Here is a 17507-nt window from a genome sequence, read left to right as displayed (position 1 = left end):
CACAACGGAAAGGGCACGGCTGATGCGAGACAAGTCAGAGTTCGTAACGTATGTCGAGGCGCGCTCGCCGCGGCTGTTACGGACCGCGTACCTGCTGTGCCGTGACTGGACGCAAGCGGAGGATCTGCTCCAGACCGCCCTGGTACGGGTGTGGCGGGCCTGGGGCCGCATCAGCGAGAGCCCCGACGCGTACGTGACCAAGGTCTTGGTCAACACGCACCTGTCCTGGCGGCGCCGCTTCTGGCACCGCGAACTGCCGACGGACGCCCCGCCCGACACGGCCGTACCGGACGACCGGATGGGCATGACCGACGAGCGGGCGATGCTCTGGGCGGCGCTCGGACGCCTGCCACCACGCCAGCGCGCGGTCCTGGTCCTGCGCTATTTCGAGGATCTGCCCGAATCGGCCGTGGCCGAGATCCTCAACTGCTCCATCGGCACCGTCAAGAGCCAAAGCAGCAAGGCACTGGCCAAGCTGCGCATCGACCCCCAGATCACGCCGCCGGCGGTGGCGTCCCATCTGAGAGGAGAGCTGGGATGACGCCCACCTTGAACAACCTGCGTGACGTGTTCGACGACATGAGCGCCCGCGCGCCCGACAACCACCAGCGCATCGCCCAGCTCGAACGGCGCATCCGCCGCGACCGCCGCCGTCGCGCCGCCGGGGCCGTCCTGGCTGGGGCGGCCGTGATCACCGCCGCCGCCGTCACCGTTCCCGACCTGCTCCCTTCCGGTACGGTCGCGCCGCAAATGTCGGTGGCCGCGCAGCCGGCGGCCGAGGAGAAGCTGCCGGAGCAGTTCACCTCCGAGGACGGCTCCGACTACCGCCGCCTGGCCGCCACCACCCTGCACAAGGACGAGAAGGCGACGTCGCTCACGGTCCCGGTCACCGGCAAGCCGCTGGAGGTGGCCGCGGTGTGCCCCAAGGGCAAACCGACGGTGCTGGCCAGGCCCAGGGTCTTCGTGGACGGCAAGTTCGTGGGCACCTGGTTCAACCAGTGCCTCGTCAAGGAGAACATGGGGATGGTCCTGGACACGCTGAACGTGCCCGAGGGCGCTCAGCAGCTCACCGTCACCTTCGACGCCACCGACGAGGTCTGCGCCGGCCACGCGAGCGACCAGTGCCCCGACCGCCCGACCTGGCAGCCCGCCGAGTGGCCGCTGGCGGTCTACGAGTACACGCCGCCGGCCCAGCCCGTCAAGCCGGCCCCGATCGAGGACTTCCCCGCCACGATCGGCTCTCAGAAGCTGGTCGGGCAGGCGACCGGGGTCTGGCCTCAGGAGACGACCTTCAGCCGGACGTTCACCAGCCCCGGCGGCTACTTCCGCATCGAGCACCGGTGCACGGGGAGCTTCGCGGATCGCATCACCATCTCGTACCAGATCGGCGACAAGTCGTATCAGGGGGCGTGGGTCTGCGGCGATAGATCCCTGGACGAGTCCAACGTCATGCTGTGGAGCCCGAAGGTCCCCAAGGGCACAAAGATCACCATCTCCGGCAAGGTGCAGATGGACGGAGGACACCCCAACCGGCAGACGCGGTGGGCGGTGGGCGTGTACTCGAGCAAGATCGTGGAGAAGCTCGCAAACTGACGCCACTTCATGTGACGGCCCGCCAGGCCCGGCAAGGTTCGGGTTTGGCGGGCCGTTCCGCTTTTGCGCGGGGGGACCAGTCGGTACGTCTCGATCGGCCCGGTATACGAACCGGACCCCGACAACCGGACAGAAGTCAGCGCTGATCACCGATCACAGGAGTTGTGTGGATGCCTCACCGCAGATTCCTCACTGGGCCGCCGGAGATGGCATGCAGTGCCGGACAGGTGGCCTGCTACCGTTCCTGATCTTCGCGTTTCGCTCTTGCGGCAATCATCTGTGTCTGGGCCCTCATCTCATCGAAGGGGGCGCGCATGGCAAGCCGCGCAGTGACCACTTTCTCGTAGAAGCGATCTCCGGTAGGCCCGGACGAATGTTCTCCGCTGCGTATGCCGGGCCAGCCAGCGCGGCCAACCACGTCGTAGAAGGCCAGGCACCCGCATTTCAGGAATACCCGAATTGGCCGAGTCGGCGCCTGGCGATTTCGATCTCAGCAGGACTGAACAGGCTCGCAAACTGAGGCTGCACGACCAGCGCCTCGACCGTGAGATCCAGCCTGCCGCGTTCCCAGAGAGCCGCGAACCCGTCAGAGACCGCAGGCGTGTTGAGCAGCTTACGAGCTGTCGCAAGACTGCCGTGCTCTGCCAGCATGCTCAGAAAGTAGCTTGCTTGGTAGTTGGCCTCGCTTCTGGCTCTGTCGTAGATAGAGCGCATGGCCTGGTCGAACTCCGATGGTGCGCTCTCTGGGGGCTGCTCGACTTCGTCCTCCCCTGCTCGGGTCCGGTTGAGCCGCTCGGCGTATCCGAGGAGCGCGTCCACGGAAGTGAAGACGATGAAACCGAGCTCCTCCAGACGAGCTACGTCCGAAGACTCGGGGTCGAGTTCTAGGACAACCGGCTTGCCTTGCCCCGTCTGGAGACCTTCAGGCCAGAACGCCTCGGCCACGGCCAGCACGCGTCCATCTGCAGGGTCCGCTATCTCACTGTCGAGGGACGGCTCAACGTAGCCGAGCTGACGCATCCTCTCGACCATGCCTTTTATTTGCGCCACACGGACGTCGTCCTGCGCTTCGCTGACGCCGACGGGCACCAGCTGATCGGCTTTTAGGGCACCTTCTCGTAGTTCCGTCAAGAAGGACTGTGCTGCCTCGGCCAGCAGCTCTCGCCGGGCAGCCAGGAAGTCGAGATAGCGTTCAGGACGCCACAGAGCGGGGTCTTCGGGGATCCACTGAGAGGCAAGGACGCCTGGATGTTTTGCTTGAGCCTCGGCGAAGTAGTCCTCCGGCGTCCTCTTACCGATCTTGAGGTTGGTGTCCTGGGTGAGGAAACAGAAGTTCGCGATGGCGTTGACTTCGCTGCGGTCGTAGCCGGCACGGTACAGCAGTGCTTTAGGGAAGATGTGGTGGACCTGCAGTGAAGCATGCTTGCCCAGCATCTCGGCTTTCAGCTCGAGCCCGCTGCCGAGGTCGCGCGCCCCCTTGACCCGGGTCAGCATGTAGAGCAGCGGATAGAACCGTGACCCCTGCGTGGACCCCTCGAAGTCGTGCGGCTGGATGTCCAGGTTGCCGCCCCTCCAGCGCTCTAGAGCGGCGATCAGCCCATCGATGCTGGCCCGCTCGGCGACCTCGTAGTCCTGCGCTAGTGCTGTCTCAGTGGAACCAGCGAAACGACCCCACAACGCGGTGTGGATGTACCAGTAGAGCACGCGGTCGCGGTGGGAACTGTCCGTGAAGGTTCCGCCGGTAGTGAGATGGAGCAGGCGGGAGATCACGGGGATGGCGTAGCGCCCCATGAGCACGCGATCGTGATCGAGGCCGAGCCTGCCGGACACAGCGTCCAGCACGTTGCCTATATAGCCCACCGCCTTGTACAAGGCGGTCTCGAACTCCTCCGCCGATACCTCATTGAGCGCGGTGAACACCGCCCGGCCTGTCGCCACCGCGGTCGTGTTCCGCAGCAACCAGTCGAGGGAGAACGTGAAACCCGCCTCGGCCCACCGGTTGAGGTGCTCCCGCATGACGTGACGAGCAGGTGCCCATTGCGCGCAGATCTTGGCCAGCGCAAGGTCACCCTTGGACAGCGCCGTACCGCCGGAATTGACCCGGTTGAAGATGTCCACGACGACATCGACGTCCTTGTCCGGACCGGTAATCTTCTCTTCGTGGAACTCGCGCTGCTCGATGTTCTTCAAGCGGTTGAGGCGCTCAAGGTAGACCGCGAAGTTGTCCGGCAGCTGCGCAAAGTCCTTGATGAACGGCTCCAGGCCCTCCGTGAACAGCCGGGTTACGTCCACCCACCGGACGTCGTCCTTCATCTTGGCCGGGCCGTAGAACTCGAACGCCTCCTCCTCGACGTTGAACCGCAGGCCGGTGAACGCTGAGGCATCGCCTTCGAAGAAGGCCGGCGCGCGCCCGCGCATGACGCCGTACAGGGAGGTGATGCGTTGCTGACCGTCGAGCAGGAGTCGCCGGACGCCGCCATCCGGTGCTGCTCCGCGGACAGAGGCCGGTCCTGGCTCCGTCTCCCAGATGAGCAAACCACCTACCGGATATCCCTTGTACAGGGATCGCATGAGGCCGCGTACTTGATCGCGATTCCATACGTAACCGCGCTGGAACTCCGGCAGGAGCACCGTACCGTTGTCGATCTGGTGGAGAAGCACCGAGAGAGTGGCCATCATCCGTCCTGTGAGATGAGAAAGGGGCTTGGTGCGCCGTGCCATGACACGTAAAGGCGTTCTCTTGCCCTGGTGCAGGCGACGAAGAGCAGGCAGCGTTCGCGCTGCAAGTCGTGGGCGTGTGTCAGCTCGTCTTCGTCGGCCGGCGTGATCGCGCTGGGGGGCGGGAGCTGGTGTTCACCGGCGCCGATGACGGCTACGCAGCGAAACTCCAGGCCCTTCATGCGATGCATTGTCCCGGCCCGCACGACGCCGTCTTCTTCCCGGGCCTTGGCCAGCGACTTGGAGGGAATGCCTGAGCGCTCGAGTACGGCGATGGCAGAGTCGGCCAGCATGCTGGAGCGTGCCGCTATGCCGATCGCAGCCGGCTCCACGCCCGCCTCCAGCCATTCGGCTACTTTGGCGGCCAGGGCGTCCAGCTCGCTGCGTTGCGAGCCGAAACCGCGCAGTTCCGGCGGGGTGCCATGCACCAAGGATCGATATCCTGCGACCGTTTCGAGCCCGCCGTCCATGTCATCGACCTTCTCCCCGCGGATCATACCGAGACTCCACGCCAGGATTTCGGCGGTCGTTCGGTAGTTCACGTTGAGGCGGGTGGAACGTCCGGTCACATTGATGCCGACGTCTCGCAGCGAGACTCGGTTGTCGTAAATCCGCTGGTGGGTGTCACCAGCTATAAAAATGTCATCAGGCCCTGGAGCGACGGCGGCACGCAGCAGGCGCCATTGCACCGGATGCAAGTCCTGCGCCTCGTCGACGATGACATGCCGGTACGGCTTCGTCTCTCGTGCGCTCAGAAGGCGGGTCGCTTCTACACATACGGTTTCATACGTCCATACGCGGCGCCGCTTGAGCTCCTCTTGGAACTCCCATAATGCCTGCCACACCTGCGCCTTCTGCCTGACGCCGAGACGCCTCCCTCGCCCCGCGCGCTTGGCGGCCAGATAGTCGGCGGCGCTGCCCACCTGCTGCGCGAGAACGACGTGCCGCCATTCTTCGGCCAGAAAAGCTGCGCTGAAGGGCACATCGAGCTTGCGGATCACGCGACGCCAGATCTCCTTCTCCTCACGATCTTGCAAGATCGCGGGACGCCCGTGTTCCTCGGAGAAGATGCGGTACGACAGGTGGTCCACGTGGCGGACTTCGATGGCGTCGCGCGCCTTCTCGGAATCGGCCAGCAAGCGCAGGCCCGCCTCCAGCGATGCTGACAAAGTGGAGGTGAAGGTGGTCACCAGGATCGGTCCAGCGCCCAGTGACGCGAGGTGATGAGCTCGGTGCAGAGCAACGACCGTCTTCCCGGTGCCGGGGCCGCCCGTGACTCGCGCGGACCCGCTGTAGGCGGCCCGGACCACGCGCTCCTGCGAAGGGTGCAGGTAGATCTTCCAGGTGGCGAAGGGATGCCGGAAGACCTCCATCAGCTCGTCCGGCCCCTCGACAAGCACGATGCGTTCGGGCGTACGCTCGATCGCGGCCACGAGGTCCCCGGTGTCGTACCGCTCGGCCGGCACGCTGCCGCTCATCTCCTCCCACACCTCCTCTGGTGTGAGACCTGCCGCCAGCCCAAGAAGTGCGTCGTACTGCGTTTCCGGCAGGAATCCCTGCGCCGCCTCCAGCTGGATGATGTCGGTCAGCGCACGAGCGAAGGCAAGCACCTTCCCCTCCACGCCGAACCTCGCCAGGACCGCGTCGTCGATGTGCTCGAACAAACGCCGCGGCGCCACGCTCGCCATCGCGGTGAGCTGCGGCAACGTCGCCTCGACCGCCGCTGTGTCCCAGATTTCGATACGGCCGGTCGCCGCGTTCACCGAGGCATGGCGGCGCGCAGCCCAGCGATAGGCCTCGTCATGCCCCAGTACCTTGAGCAGGAGGTAGAGATCTCCCGACTCGGGCACCAGCACGACTCCACGCCAGTGCTGGTTGATCCGGATCGTGCGGAAACGGGGATCGGCGGCTCCCTGTATCCGTTCCAGATGCAGTCCGGCATGCGTGGCGTGCTCGAACTCGCGGAAAACCTCATCTACACGATCCTGAACGGAACGCTCCAAACGCGCATAGTCCCGCAGGAAGTCGCGATAGATTCCAAGCCTTGGCATATCGAGCGCTCGTCTTTCAGATAGTCACCGATCACAGCCGTGTCAGGGCTCCAGTCTTTCGAGGACCTCACGGACCGACCTCGCACTGGGGTGGTCGGTACCGTATCGCCGTTCGAGATCCCCGAGGAGAGGAACGAAGGTTCCCTTTGCCTTGGCGACGTCGCCTGCGCCCAGCTCCAGCAAGCCGATCTGCCGCCGCAGCTCCAGGATGCGCTCCTCGTCGATGCCCCATTGCTGCTCGTCCGCCAGCAGCTGCCTGAGCTTTGCCAGCGCAAGGCTCGTATCACCGAGCATGGCCAGGCAGTTGGCTTCCATCATCCGGCACCGCAGGGCCAGATCGGTGGCGGGTCCCTCGTGACGCGCGATGTCCACAGCGAGTTCGGCGAATTCAGGTGCGGCTCGCCGGTAGTCGCCGCCCAGGAAGAGCACGTCCGCAAGTTCGATCCGAAGTGCGAGCACGTCGGGGTCCATTGCCCCGAGTGTCTGGGCGGCAGGGTGCACCACTTTTCCCAGCACTTCCGCTGCTTGCGCGAAGCGCGATTCCGCCTTCAGCGCTTCGGTGTCCTTCCTCGCGAGCGATATGTCGCTGGGACGGAAGGCTACGTTTGCAACAGCAGGGCGAGCCGGGGTGGGAAGGGGGGCAGTTTCCGCCGGTGTCCCCGCATTCTGTGTGCCTATCCGGCCTACTACTCCGGCGTACATGCGCACAGGATGCGGAGAACCGGCATCCACGTAACCGATAAAAGGCGGTAACTCTACGCAGAACTCAAGCAACCGGGCGTAGACATCCGCGGCAGATGCGGGCCGCTGATGCGGCTCTTTCTGCAGAAGCCACAGGACCAGTTGCTCCAGTTTCTCCGGAACTCCCCTCCTGCGGTGTCCTAGCGGCTTCGGCGGCTGGTGCCGGTGATTCTCCATGGATGCGAGAGGCGTGGGACCGCTGAACTGATTCCTGCCGGCGATCATCTCGTCGAGCACGACCCCCAGCGAATAGAGGTCGGTCTGCGGGCTGGTCGCGCCGGCCATCGCCTGTTCGGGCGCCATGTATTCCGGCGTGCCCACCGTCATGCCGGTTCGCGTCAGGCGGGTGGCGGTGGGCGATATGGCCGCGGCCACACCGAAGTCGAGTACCTTCACGGCGCCCTCCGGGGTCAACATCAAGTTGCTGGGCTTGAGATCCCGGTGGATGAGAGAGTTGGCGTGCGCAGCGGCCAGCACCGAACACACCTGGGCGGCTATGGCCACCGCCCAGGGAATGGGAATCTCCGTCTCGTCCAGCAGCGTTTCGACGGATACCCCGGGAATCTGCTGCATGACCAGGTAGAGATTGTCCTGGTGCGTGCCACAGTCGTACACCGCGGGAACGCCTGGGTGTTCAAGGCGGGCGGTAATGCGGGACTCTCTCACGAACCTTTGAGCGAGCTCGTTGTCCGGTTTGCCGTCTGGAAGGCGATCCACACGGATGAACTTTATGGCGATCGGCCGATCCAAGCGCTTGTCGTAGCCGAACCACACTTCTCCCATTCCGCCACCGCGACGTGACAGAGGGTCAAGTTCGTATCGGCCGCCGATCGTCTGTTTGGCCATCCGGCCGCCTCTCCTCTGATCTCTGCTCTCCAAGAGGAAATTACCCGATCTCAGCGGCGTGCACAGGTGCCGCACGTACCTCTGTTTTACCTAGGATGCGCGCTATGGCCCGGCAAAACGATCACGACGACGCCACTCCTGTGCCCACACACGTCAGGCCTCCGCTGATCGATACATTGAGCTTTGTGTGGGCGGTCGTTCCCCTGCTTTCGATCGGGGTTCTCACGCCCTTGAGCATCGGGTTCGCCGCCTACCGGCTCAAGAGCCGGGCGGTCGCCGTCACCGCCGCCGGATACCTGAGCCTTGCTCTCGGGCTGCTGGCGACCAGAGAAGTCCGTTACTGGCCCTCAGGCGACTGGCGGAATGAGCTCGCCTGGGCACTGTGGTGTGCAGGCCCCTGGTTCGGTGGAACGCTACAAGGGTTCCTGCTCAGGACCAGAGTCTTCCCGGCGCGAGCAATATCCGCTACGACATCCGCCCCTTCCGAACCTGGACGAAAGCCCTCCATGACGTCATGGAATCCTTGGGGGACCTCCGCATCGACCACGGATGCACCCGTTCCCGAGAAGCCGACGAAGCGGATCCTTGCAGGTCCCACAGGGATGGCGGTGCCGCTCAGCTACCTCTGGGCGGTCGTGCCCCTCCTCACGATCGGCTTCGCTACCTTCCTGGTCATCGGCTCCGCCGCGGTGCGGCTCCGAAGTCAGAAGCATGGAGCTGCGGCGGCGGGCTATCTCGTGTGTCTGGCGATCTTGATGATCGTCAGCGAGCCGATGTCCAGGTTCTCCAACACGGGCTGGCAGTACCAGCTCATGGTCTGGTGCTGGTCTTTGGGACCGTGGTGGGGCGGCACCTTCCACGCCTTCATGCTGAGGCAGGCCGTCTTCAGCAGACGTCCGAAACCTGTGCCATCACCGGGCCCTGTCACTCATGCCCTCGGCTCCTACCGCCTGGTCAGACGGCTCGGTGCAGGTGGTCAGGCAACCGTTTACCTTGGCCTGGACCCTGCCGGCCGGGAGGTCGCGGTCAAGGTCATCCATGCCTCGCTCGGTTTCTCCCCCGCTGAGCACGAGACGTTACAACGCGAGATCGCCGCCGCTCAGCGGGTGCCGCCCTTCGCCACCGCCCCTATCGTGGACTTCGGAATCGCGGGCGATCGTGCCTACATCATCAGCGAGTACATTCCCGGCCCCTCCCTGCAGGACTCCGTTGCTCAAGGCGGGCCATTGGACACGCATGCGCTGGTCAGGCTGGCCATCGCCACGGCCGCGGCTCTGCACGGTATCCACAGCACCGGGATCGTGCATCGGGATTTCAAGCCCGCCAACGTCCTGCTAGGCCCCGACGGCCCACGAGTGATCGACTTCGGCATCGCCCGTATCTTGGATCGCGTCACCATGACTTCGGGCGGCATCAAGGGCACACCGGCGTACATGTCACCCGAGCAGGTCTCCGGCCACGTCGTCGGCCCACCATCCGACGTGTTCAGCTGGGCGTCCACCATCTTCTTCGCAGCGACCGGGCGGCTCGCCTTCGACGGGCCGACCTTCGCCGCCGTCGCCCATAAGATCTGTACGCGGCCACCGGACGTCAGCATCTTCCCGCCCGCACTTCGAGCGCTCATGATGGCCTGTTTCGCCCCCAATCCGCTGGCCCGGCCCACCGCCGCCCAGCTCATGCTCGCCCTCAGTCAGTGACGGGCTGGAGAGTGCCTCCGGTGAGGCCTTCGAGGATCTGTGCGGCCAGCTGCTTGCCCACTCGTGCGGTCTCATCAATGACCCGCTCGTAGGCCTCCAGTTGCCGGAAGGCCGCGCCATAGTGACGTTGCTCGTCGAGCGGGAGCCGGGGAATCTGCGCCCGCCGGACATCGATGCGAAGGGTGCCGGAAATACTGCTGGCCGTCCGCTCTGCGGACAACCGGAGGAAGCCGGCGAGAAAATGCGGGTCGAACAGCTCCGGATCCACTCGGATCACGAACAGATGCGGCCCGAGCGTCACCTCTTCGGTGATCACACGGGCATGGACCACCCTCGTGATGGCTGGAATGACCACGTCACCTGGTTGAGCGGTGATCGTGCCGGCCTCCACCGTGCCCTTGCCGGTCGGCCCGCGGCCCAAAGTGACGTCCTTCGCGGTGAGCAACGGCACGTCACCAGACTCGGTCTCCATGCGCATCGGCGTCTGTTCGAGCTGGACCGCCCCGGCCCGGATGAGTTCGCCGAGCATGGTCATCGTGAAGGCTCGCGGCTCCTGTAGCACTTTCGGCACGGCATCGGCGAGCTTGCGGGAAAGCGCTGCCAGCTCCGCCTGTGACTCGTCAACGCTCCGCGTCACAGGTACCGCTTTCTTGGCCAGATACCGGGAAGGCGTGAGATCGACCTCATCGTCGAGCAAGTCGATGATGGCCACGGCGCCCTTGGACTGCTCAAGAAAAGCCCGCCACGCAGGGAGCACCTCATCCACCGCGCAGTCTGCCATCAGGACCTGGGAGGGAACGACGTCGTTGTCGCTGGGACGGCGCAGCACCCATAGGTGTGGTGGCTGCGTCGATTGCGGGGCGGAGCCCGCAGGAAGCCCGATGATTCCTTGCAAGGCTCCGGTACGGAGAAGCTGTGAACGGATCCGCCGGCCCGATCGGCGTATGGCCGCGGCAGGCGGCATCAGAACAACCACTTGACCGCCGGGTCTGACTCGCGCCAGGCAGTGCTGCACCCACGCCAGCTCCGACTCTCCGCGAGGTGGCAGGCCGTATTGCCATCGAGGGTCGTTCGTTAGTTCTTCATAGCCCCAGCCACGTTCGCCGTAGGGAGGGATGCAGATCGCGGCGTCCGCTTCCAGATCCGGGAAGGCGTCGGCGGTGAGAGAGTCACCAGCCCGGATGTCCGCTTTGACGCCGCGAGCCGCGAGACGGGCGGCGGCCAGCCTCGCCATGGCCGCATCGCGTTCCTGTCCGAACACCCGCCCCGCCTGCCGGCGCGCCGCGTCCACAGCGGCGATGAGAAGCCCGCCGAAGCCGCAGTGGGGGTCGAACACCGTGGCAGGCGACTCCAACAGTGCCACCATCGCGGCGGCCACATCTGGTGAGGGAACCTGGACGCGACGCGAGTTGGTCTCGACGTAACGGCGGTAGAAGAATTCCACCGTCTCCGGAGTCCCGAGCTCCGCCGCAAGCCGGCAGGCGGCATCGGCCAACCCCGCGTCCGGTTCGGCATCCCCTCCGACCAGTGACCAGGCGACGTCACTCACGACGGACAGCAGCTGAAGGTCGTCGACAGAGTTGCGAATCTGCTGCCAGACGCGCTCATCGAAGGGGAGCTCATCCAGCTTCCCCTGGCTGCGGAGCCAGGACTCGACCTCATTGAGCGAGAAGAGCGGGTTCGACGACGTCCCCCCGACAGGCCCGGGGAAGTCTGGAAACCTCCGGCGCCAGTTGCTGACGGCTGCACGGCCGACACCCGCCAGCCGGGCGATGTCACCCGCTGTCACTGTGGCGTCGTCCCGCATGACATCCCTCTCTCGTGGTCCGGAACCAAATTTAGTGGTTCACCGTAATCGCTCGAGAATGCCCTTCGCGCGCAGCTCGGCGATGTGTTCCGCGGCACGGACCGGAGCCGTCCCACCGCGTACGAGCAGCCCGGCCTCGATGTTCTTGGCGACTCCCGACTGCGTGAGGTTTGCGCTGGAGATCAGCAGGGTCCGCCGGTCGACCACGGCGAGCTTGGCGTGCATCTTGGCGCCAGCCTCATCGCGCTTGCTCAGCGGCCAGTGCCATAGCTCTATGCCGGCCACCGAAGCGAAGGCCGCAGCAGGCTCTCCGCCGTTCATGGCCGAGCCTGCCCCGGCCAATGTCTCGACGACGACGATCACCGTCACTCCGCGAGCGACCGCGTCCGCGAGTGCGGCCAGCACCGGCTCGTACGGCTTGGCGGAGTACGTCATGATGGCCAGCTCTCGCCTGGCCTCGGATACCACCTCGGTCAGCACGTTCCCGGTCGCCCGGACGGGCACGGGCAGCGTGCGCGGGCCCGTCCACACAGGCTCGACCCGGACGCGGTCGGCGTGCGCTTCCAAGCCGGCGGCGAGGCCGCGGAGGTAGGCGGCCAGCTCGGTACTGGGCCAGCCCGAGTCGAGTACCTCCGCGGCCACGTCGGCGAAACCGGTGCGCGGCACGGCGGCGAGGATGGCCTCGCGGTGCCAGTTCTCCTCGATGCGAAGGGCGAGCAGGCGCAGGTCACTTGCGCTCAGGCGGCTCGCCGCCAGAGCGATCGTCCTTTCCTTCTGCGTCCTGTCCCTCATAGCAGATCGGCGAAGAGCGCCAGATCGGATTCCTCAGCGAGCGGTACGAGGAAACGGCGGTCCAGGTAACGGTTGCCGCGCTCGCAGGTCGTCTCCGAGACGAACAGGCAGACGTGGCATGCCGCTCCGTGCAGGAAGTCCGCGGGCGCCTGCGGCGCCCGCTCCGCACAGAGCGGGTCGGACGAGCAGTGCCGGGCGTCACGCAAGGCGCCGAACGTCAGCTCGACCAGCCTGTCGGGCTCGGCGAGAGAGACGAGACCTCCCAGAGTGCCCTCCGAGTCCGGAACAGCGGTGTAGATGAGGATGCCGCTGCGCGGGTCGTCCTTGGTGCCGGCGTAAATGCGTTCCGACAAGCTCGCCGAGCTGTAGCCGCACTGCAGCGCGATCGTACGGATGAGCAGGTGAGAGAGGGTGTGCAGAGCGTAGAAGCGCGGTCCCGGCCAGCCGCGCGCGGCATCGAAGCCGCCCTTGACGCGGTCGGAGTACCGGTAGGTCCGGAACCGGATGTACGCCTCCAGGTGCTGCTTCATGGCCTCGGATTCGATGACCCGTTCTTCCCAGCCGCGCAGCAGATCTTCCGGCAGCCGCAGGAAGATCCCCTCGCCGCGCACCTCGCTGGCCGGTACCCAGAGCGGTCTGGACCTGCTCAGCGGCGCACGGGTGATCAGGTCAGGCTCATCGGGGTCGGGAGCGTCCAGCCGGGTGAAGCCGATCAGCGCGCGGACTTCGCGCAGCCGCTCGACCTGCAGCACGTCGGCATAGATGTCTTTGAGCAGGCCGGGAACCTCGTCGAGCCGCCGCACCGCGAAGTCGTCGTTGGGCTCGGGCAGTTCCTCGGCGGAGAAGATCTCCCATTCCGCCGAGCGCAGATCCGGGTATTTCGAAGGCTTCTTCTCCGTCTTTCCCGCTTCGATCGCGCGGCGGCGTTCGGTGGCCTCCCAGATCTCCTGGTCGGACCACTTGGCGAAGTGATCGCGCATCACGGGCAGGTTCTCCCTGGCCCAGGGATACATGGACAAGATCAGCGGCTCGATGGCCTTCCAGTGCCGCTCCACCATGGCGTCGAGAGCCTTGGCGCCTGTCTCAGGCACGGCAAGCGCGGACAGCGTCTGCGGGAACCACTGGTTGGACGCACCGACCACCAGGACATGCAGCTGCCGGTCACAGCCCTTTTCGGCGAAGGAGGAAAAGTGCGGGTGCCTGCCCCGGCACTGCGGCAGGTGTTCCTGCCCTCGACGGCCCAGGACGGCGCGGATGTTGCGCTTCTCCTCGCAGTTGGTGCACCGGACCTCGACGTTGGCGCCGAGGTTCCCCCCGCGGTCGATCATCTGCAGCGTCGGATGGCTCACCTTGGTGCACGGCTGCCCGTGATGGACGAACTCCACGTAAGGGAAGTCGTCCAGGTGGCCGCCGGTGCAGGCGAGCACGAACCGTGCCGCCACCGCGAGCGGCTTGCGTCCCTTTCGCTTGCGCCCACAGTTGTCGTGGAAGAAGCGTGCCTCGTGCGGCTTGCGCGGCTTGTCGTTCTCGAAGCTGAAGGCCTTGGAGTCGATGGGCGCGAGAAGGTTGCATGCGGTGCAGCGCATCCAGCCTGGGAAGGGCACGACGGGCACGCCGACCTTGGAGGCCGGCCCTGACGGTTCCCGATCGATCCCCGCCAGCCATGGGGCGGGGCGCAGCTCCTTCACCGAACGGAGGTTCAGCTCATCCGGGTCCTCCTTCCGGTGGGGAAAGTCTGGATGGCTGCCAGCAGCCGTGGTTCGGCGATGGCCTGCCACCCGTACGCACCGTCGTAACGCCAGTCGTCCAGTCCCGAGACCAGGACGGAGAAGTTCGGCAGGTCGACGAGGGAACCGACGCCGCTGGTGAACATCAGGTGGCTGGGGCGCACCGACCCCGCACGTACCCGGTACTTGTCGCCGGCCATCTACCTGCCCACCTCTCCGAGCTCGTCGCCCTCGGGAATGTCCGCCGGATCCTGTTCCGCGTCCGACACGTCGAACGACCAGGCCGGAGCTCCGTGGAGCGGCGCAAAGATCTGGCCGCCACCCGGCAGGATCAGATTGATCTCGTTCTCCGTCTCGCGCATCGATTGGCCCACCGTGAGGTCACCCCATTTTCCGTCGCCTGCCGGTTCCAGCAGTCCGACGAGCGGCTGCTTCTTGTAGGTCCCTTCGCGATAGCCGAGCCGCGTGGAGCCGCCTTTCTTCAGCGTCCACAGATCGACGATGACCTTCAGGCGTTCGAGGAGGTACTCGCGGGCTCTGCCTTCTCCGACGGCCTCAGCCCGGTCGAGGAACCTGCCGATGATGCTCTTGACGATCTCGCCGTCCAGCGGCACGTCGTGCGCGTCGAACTCGCGCGAGTATCCCTCGGCGGTCTGGCGTACCGCGGCGACGAAGGTGGCGGTGGCGCCGCGGTCGAGCGCCCGCCGTGTGAACGGTGTCACCGAGAGCGCTTCAACCTGGCGATAGAAGGTCGCATGGTAGTGCTCGAAGTCCTCGAAGTGGGCCAGATCACGAGGTCTCGACCAGTTGTACAGCGTGAACACCAGGCCGGGTCTCGCCGCATCACGCCCGACCCGGGAGGAGGCCTGGATGTACTCGGCGGTGTTCTTGGGCTGCCCGACGACCATCATGAGGCCGAAACGGGAGACGTCCACGCCGACCTGCAGCATGGAAGTCGCCAGCACCACGTCGACGGGAGCACTGCCCTCGTCGTTGCGATCCGCCCACCTTCTTGCCAGTGGGTGGGGCTTGCGGCGCTTGTCGCGGTCCTTCTCCTTGAGGACGTCCGACCACTCCGCCGGGATCTCCAGACGGCGGCGTGACGTGTCGAGGTCGGGGTCGAAGCGGTGCTCCAGCCGACGCAGCACCTCGCTGATGTCCCCGGACGAAATACGCGACGTGAGCTCCTGGACGGCGAGCATCCCGGTCTTGCTCGCGATCCGGTTCGACAGTCCCTTGAGCCTGCCGTGCCGGCGTACACGCGTGGTGACGTCGTCGTCGACGTAACGCCGCATGCCGGCGAGCTCCCTGGTGGCGTTGAAGTAGCCGACCAAGGTCATGTAGGGGTCGGCGGGGGCTCCGTACTTGTCGAAGAGGGTCTGCCCCGCGATGAGCAGGATCTCCGCCAGGCGGATCTCCGCCGACTTGAGCCGCACGCCGTGGGCGCAGAGCCCTAGGTAGCGGCGGCCCGGGTGCTTGCGGGAGAGCGGGACCTGCCGGGAGAAGAACGTGTCACCGATGTCGATGACCTGCGGCGGGAAGATCGACAGGTCCTTGCCGAACACGCCGAGCACCTGGGCCTTGGCCCGCTTGGTGGTGGCCGTCGAAGCGACGATCTTCGGGCCGGTCTCCTGCCCGCCCGGCAGCCGCCAGGTGCACAACTCGGCGATGGCGGTCTCGAACAGGCCCACTGTGGTTCCCAGCGCGCCGGAGATCAGGTGCAGCTCGTCCTGGATGATCAGATCAGGCGGCCGCAGCCGTGTCACCGGCTCGCTCTGGGCGACGGCCGCGAGATCGTTCTTCTTGAAGTGCCGCTCGCCGCACTCGGTTTTCAGGTCCAGGTCGTCGTGACGGTAGCCATGCCGCGGGCACTTGCGAGAGACCCGGCCGAACAACAATCCGGCGTAGCCCTTCCAAGGCAGCTGGGCGAGCTTGTCGACCGTCGCGATCACAAGACTGGGCGCGTAACGGTAGATCTCCTCATCGATGGTGAGGATCGGCAGCCCTTCACGGTGCACGGCCAGCGCGGCTTTCAGGTCGTCGCCCTCGCGGCCGGCGAACAGCTCGCGCAGCATCGCATCCTCGCCGCGCTTGGAGAACGGGCAAGGGTCGTCGCCCTCGCCGCGGCGGCAGTAGAGCAGGACGCGGCGGCGGTCGGCATCGGGATGGAGATCCTTATGACCGGCCAGCTCCTCACCGCACCACGGGCAGGTCAAGGTCTGCAGGACATTGGTGCGCTTGCCGTCGCCTGCCTGCCTGGCTTCGTCGATCTGATCGACCGCCTCATCGAACCAGTTGGGCGACACACCCGCACCCACCCAGAGGCCGATTCGGAACGGCTCGGCTCCCCATGTCTCCGGCTCCTGCCTGCGCAGCACCTCGGCCGCGCAGATCAGCGCCGCAGCGCGCTGGAACTGCTGGGCGGTCAGCAACCGCAGGGTGTAGCGCATGAGCACGGCCACGCCTGCTGACCCGTCCCGGGTGTCCGCGCCCGTCCCGATCTTCCCCTGCAGCCTTCTGATGGCCAGCGTGAACGCGGTCAGCCCCAAATACGCCTCGGTCTTGCCACCGCCGGTGGGGAAGAACAGCAGGTCCACCAGCCCCGTACGGTCCACCGCCCGGTCCGCGTGCCCCGGATCGGCCAGGGCCTGGCAAGTTGAGCAGGACGAAGGCGAGCTGGAACGGACGCCAGGATGCCTCGCTCGGCCCCCGGCTCACGACCTCGGCCAGCGCTTGCTCATAGCCCCAGCCGTTCTCCTGCCGGACTTTGGCGACGGTGCTGTGGCGGCGCTGGTCGGCCATGGCGGCGTTGGCGAAGCGGAAGGCTCGGAGAGCGTGCTCGTGGCCGGGACGGCTGGGGTCGGTCAGCAGTTCAACGCCCTGCTGGACGCGCCGGGCGACCAGCCTGGCCTCGAATATCGCCTTCTCCGCTGTCTGCCGCAGAGCTTCAGGCACGTCCTCGCGGCGCTCCTGCTCGTCCAGCCAGGCCAGGTAGCCCTGCCACAGCGGTGACAGACCTCGCTTCAACTCGTCCACACCGGCGGTGGCCAGCTTGTCCATGGAGAGCTCGACGCCGCTCAGCCCGTCGCTCGCCGCGATCGTGGCGGGCACGTCGTAATGCGGGACCCAGGTGGTGACCAGCTCGTGTGCCACCCGCTCGGCGTCACGCACCTTCGCGTGCACGGCCACGTTGCGCCCCGAGGCATAGCGGCGATGGTGGCGATAGAGCAGCCGCAGGTGCTTCTCCTCGAAGTCCTCGCTGCTCCACTCGCTGTCGCCGTCAAGAGGGTCGTCGATCGGCAGGAAGATCGCCGCGTGCCCGTCGAGCGCCCGGACGCGCAGCTCCGACTGGAACAGCCACGCCGTGTCGGGGTTGCTCTCCGGCTCCGGCTGCGCGTTGACCAGCGTGATCTCCACGACCCGGCGGTCGTTGGGCTGCGGCCGTACGGTGACGGCCAGGTGGACGCCCTGCTCGCCGCCGGCCAGCGGCACGTGGTGCGTGGACTCGCCGTCGAGACGGACCTCCTTGTCCAAG

General features: G+C 66.1%; 11 protein-coding genes. 3 read left to right on the top strand and 8 right to left on the bottom strand.

The genetic code is table 11. From position 1 onward, the window contains the following. Nucleotides 1–22: 22 nt before the first annotated feature. Together WBK31_RS39650 and WBK31_RS39645 are read left to right on the top strand one after the other, a co-directional pair. Nucleotides 23–541: a SigE family RNA polymerase sigma factor gene (locus WBK31_RS39650; RefSeq protein WP_406674073.1), complete on the top strand. Its 519-nt coding sequence runs from the start codon at nucleotides 23–25 to the stop codon at nucleotides 539–541. Then, nucleotides 538–1593, top strand: coding sequence for a hypothetical protein (locus tag WBK31_RS39645; protein WP_406674072.1), 1056 nt, complete (start codon nucleotides 538–540; stop codon nucleotides 1591–1593). The genes WBK31_RS39650 and WBK31_RS39645 overlap by 4 nt, the downstream gene beginning before the upstream one ends. A 444-nt stretch (nucleotides 1594–2037) precedes the next feature. Here WBK31_RS39645 and WBK31_RS39640 read toward each other — a convergent pair whose 3' ends face one another. Genes WBK31_RS39640 through WBK31_RS39630 form a run of 3 tightly spaced genes read right to left on the bottom strand, consistent with a single transcriptional unit; the run spans nucleotide 2038 to nucleotide 7949 of the window. Then, entirely contained in the window at nucleotides 2038–4269 is a 2232-nt protein-coding gene (locus WBK31_RS39640) for a DUF262 domain-containing protein (RefSeq protein ID WP_406675565.1), read from the bottom strand. After that, the gene (locus WBK31_RS39635; protein ID WP_406674071.1) at nucleotides 4269–6362 is read right to left on the bottom strand and encodes a UvrD-helicase domain-containing protein; all 2094 of its coding nucleotides are present in this window, start codon (nucleotides 6360–6362) and stop codon (nucleotides 4269–4271) included. The genes WBK31_RS39640 and WBK31_RS39635 overlap by 1 nt, the downstream gene beginning before the upstream one ends. Before the next feature lie 42 nt (nucleotides 6363–6404). Continuing rightward, on the bottom strand, nucleotides 6405–7949 hold the full coding sequence (locus WBK31_RS39630; protein ID WP_406674070.1) for a protein kinase domain-containing protein: 1545 nt from the start codon (nucleotides 7947–7949) through the stop codon (nucleotides 6405–6407). Between the two features lie 104 nt (nucleotides 7950–8053). Here WBK31_RS39630 and WBK31_RS39625 point away from each other — a divergent pair, with 104 nt between their 5' ends. After that, nucleotides 8054–9646: a serine/threonine-protein kinase gene (locus tag WBK31_RS39625; RefSeq protein ID WP_406674069.1), complete on the top strand. Its 1593-nt coding sequence runs from the start codon at nucleotides 8054–8056 to the stop codon at nucleotides 9644–9646. Here WBK31_RS39625 and WBK31_RS39620 read toward each other — a convergent pair. The 5 genes from WBK31_RS39620 to drmA are packed head-to-tail and all read right to left on the bottom strand — an operon-like array spanning nucleotide 9636 to nucleotide 16587. Further along, a complete protein-coding gene (locus tag WBK31_RS39620; RefSeq protein ID WP_406674068.1) occupies nucleotides 9636–11453 on the bottom strand; it encodes an N-6 DNA methylase in 1818 nt (605 codons plus the stop codon). The genes WBK31_RS39625 and WBK31_RS39620 overlap by 11 nt on opposite strands. 39 nt (nucleotides 11454–11492) lie before the next feature. Beyond that, entirely contained in the window at nucleotides 11493–12245 is a 753-nt protein-coding gene (drmC, locus tag WBK31_RS39615) for a DISARM system phospholipase D-like protein DrmC (RefSeq protein ID WP_406674067.1), read from the bottom strand. Further along, nucleotides 12242–13933 carry a DrmB family protein gene (gene drmB / locus WBK31_RS39610; RefSeq protein ID WP_406674066.1) on the bottom strand — a complete coding sequence of 564 codons (1692 nt, stop codon included), beginning with the start codon at nucleotides 13931–13933 and terminating at the stop codon, nucleotides 12242–12244. The genes drmC and drmB overlap by 4 nt, the downstream gene beginning before the upstream one ends. 11 nt (nucleotides 13934–13944) lie before the next feature. Further along, nucleotides 13945–14172: a hypothetical protein gene (locus WBK31_RS39605; RefSeq protein WP_406674065.1), complete on the bottom strand. Its 228-nt coding sequence runs from the start codon at nucleotides 14170–14172 to the stop codon at nucleotides 13945–13947. Further along, entirely contained in the window at nucleotides 14173–16587 is a 2415-nt protein-coding gene (drmA, locus tag WBK31_RS39600) for a DISARM system helicase DrmA (protein WP_406674064.1), read from the bottom strand. It abuts the gene before it with no gap. Nucleotides 16588–17507: the final 920 nt, after the last annotated feature.

Origin of the sequence: Nonomuraea sp. N2-4H (assembly GCF_045291505.1) — a bacterium.
Lineage (GTDB): Bacteria > Actinomycetota > Actinomycetes > Streptosporangiales > Streptosporangiaceae > Nonomuraea > Nonomuraea fastidiosa.
Note: the sequence above shows the minus strand (reverse complement) of the source record. Positions and strands in the feature narration are given on the sequence as shown.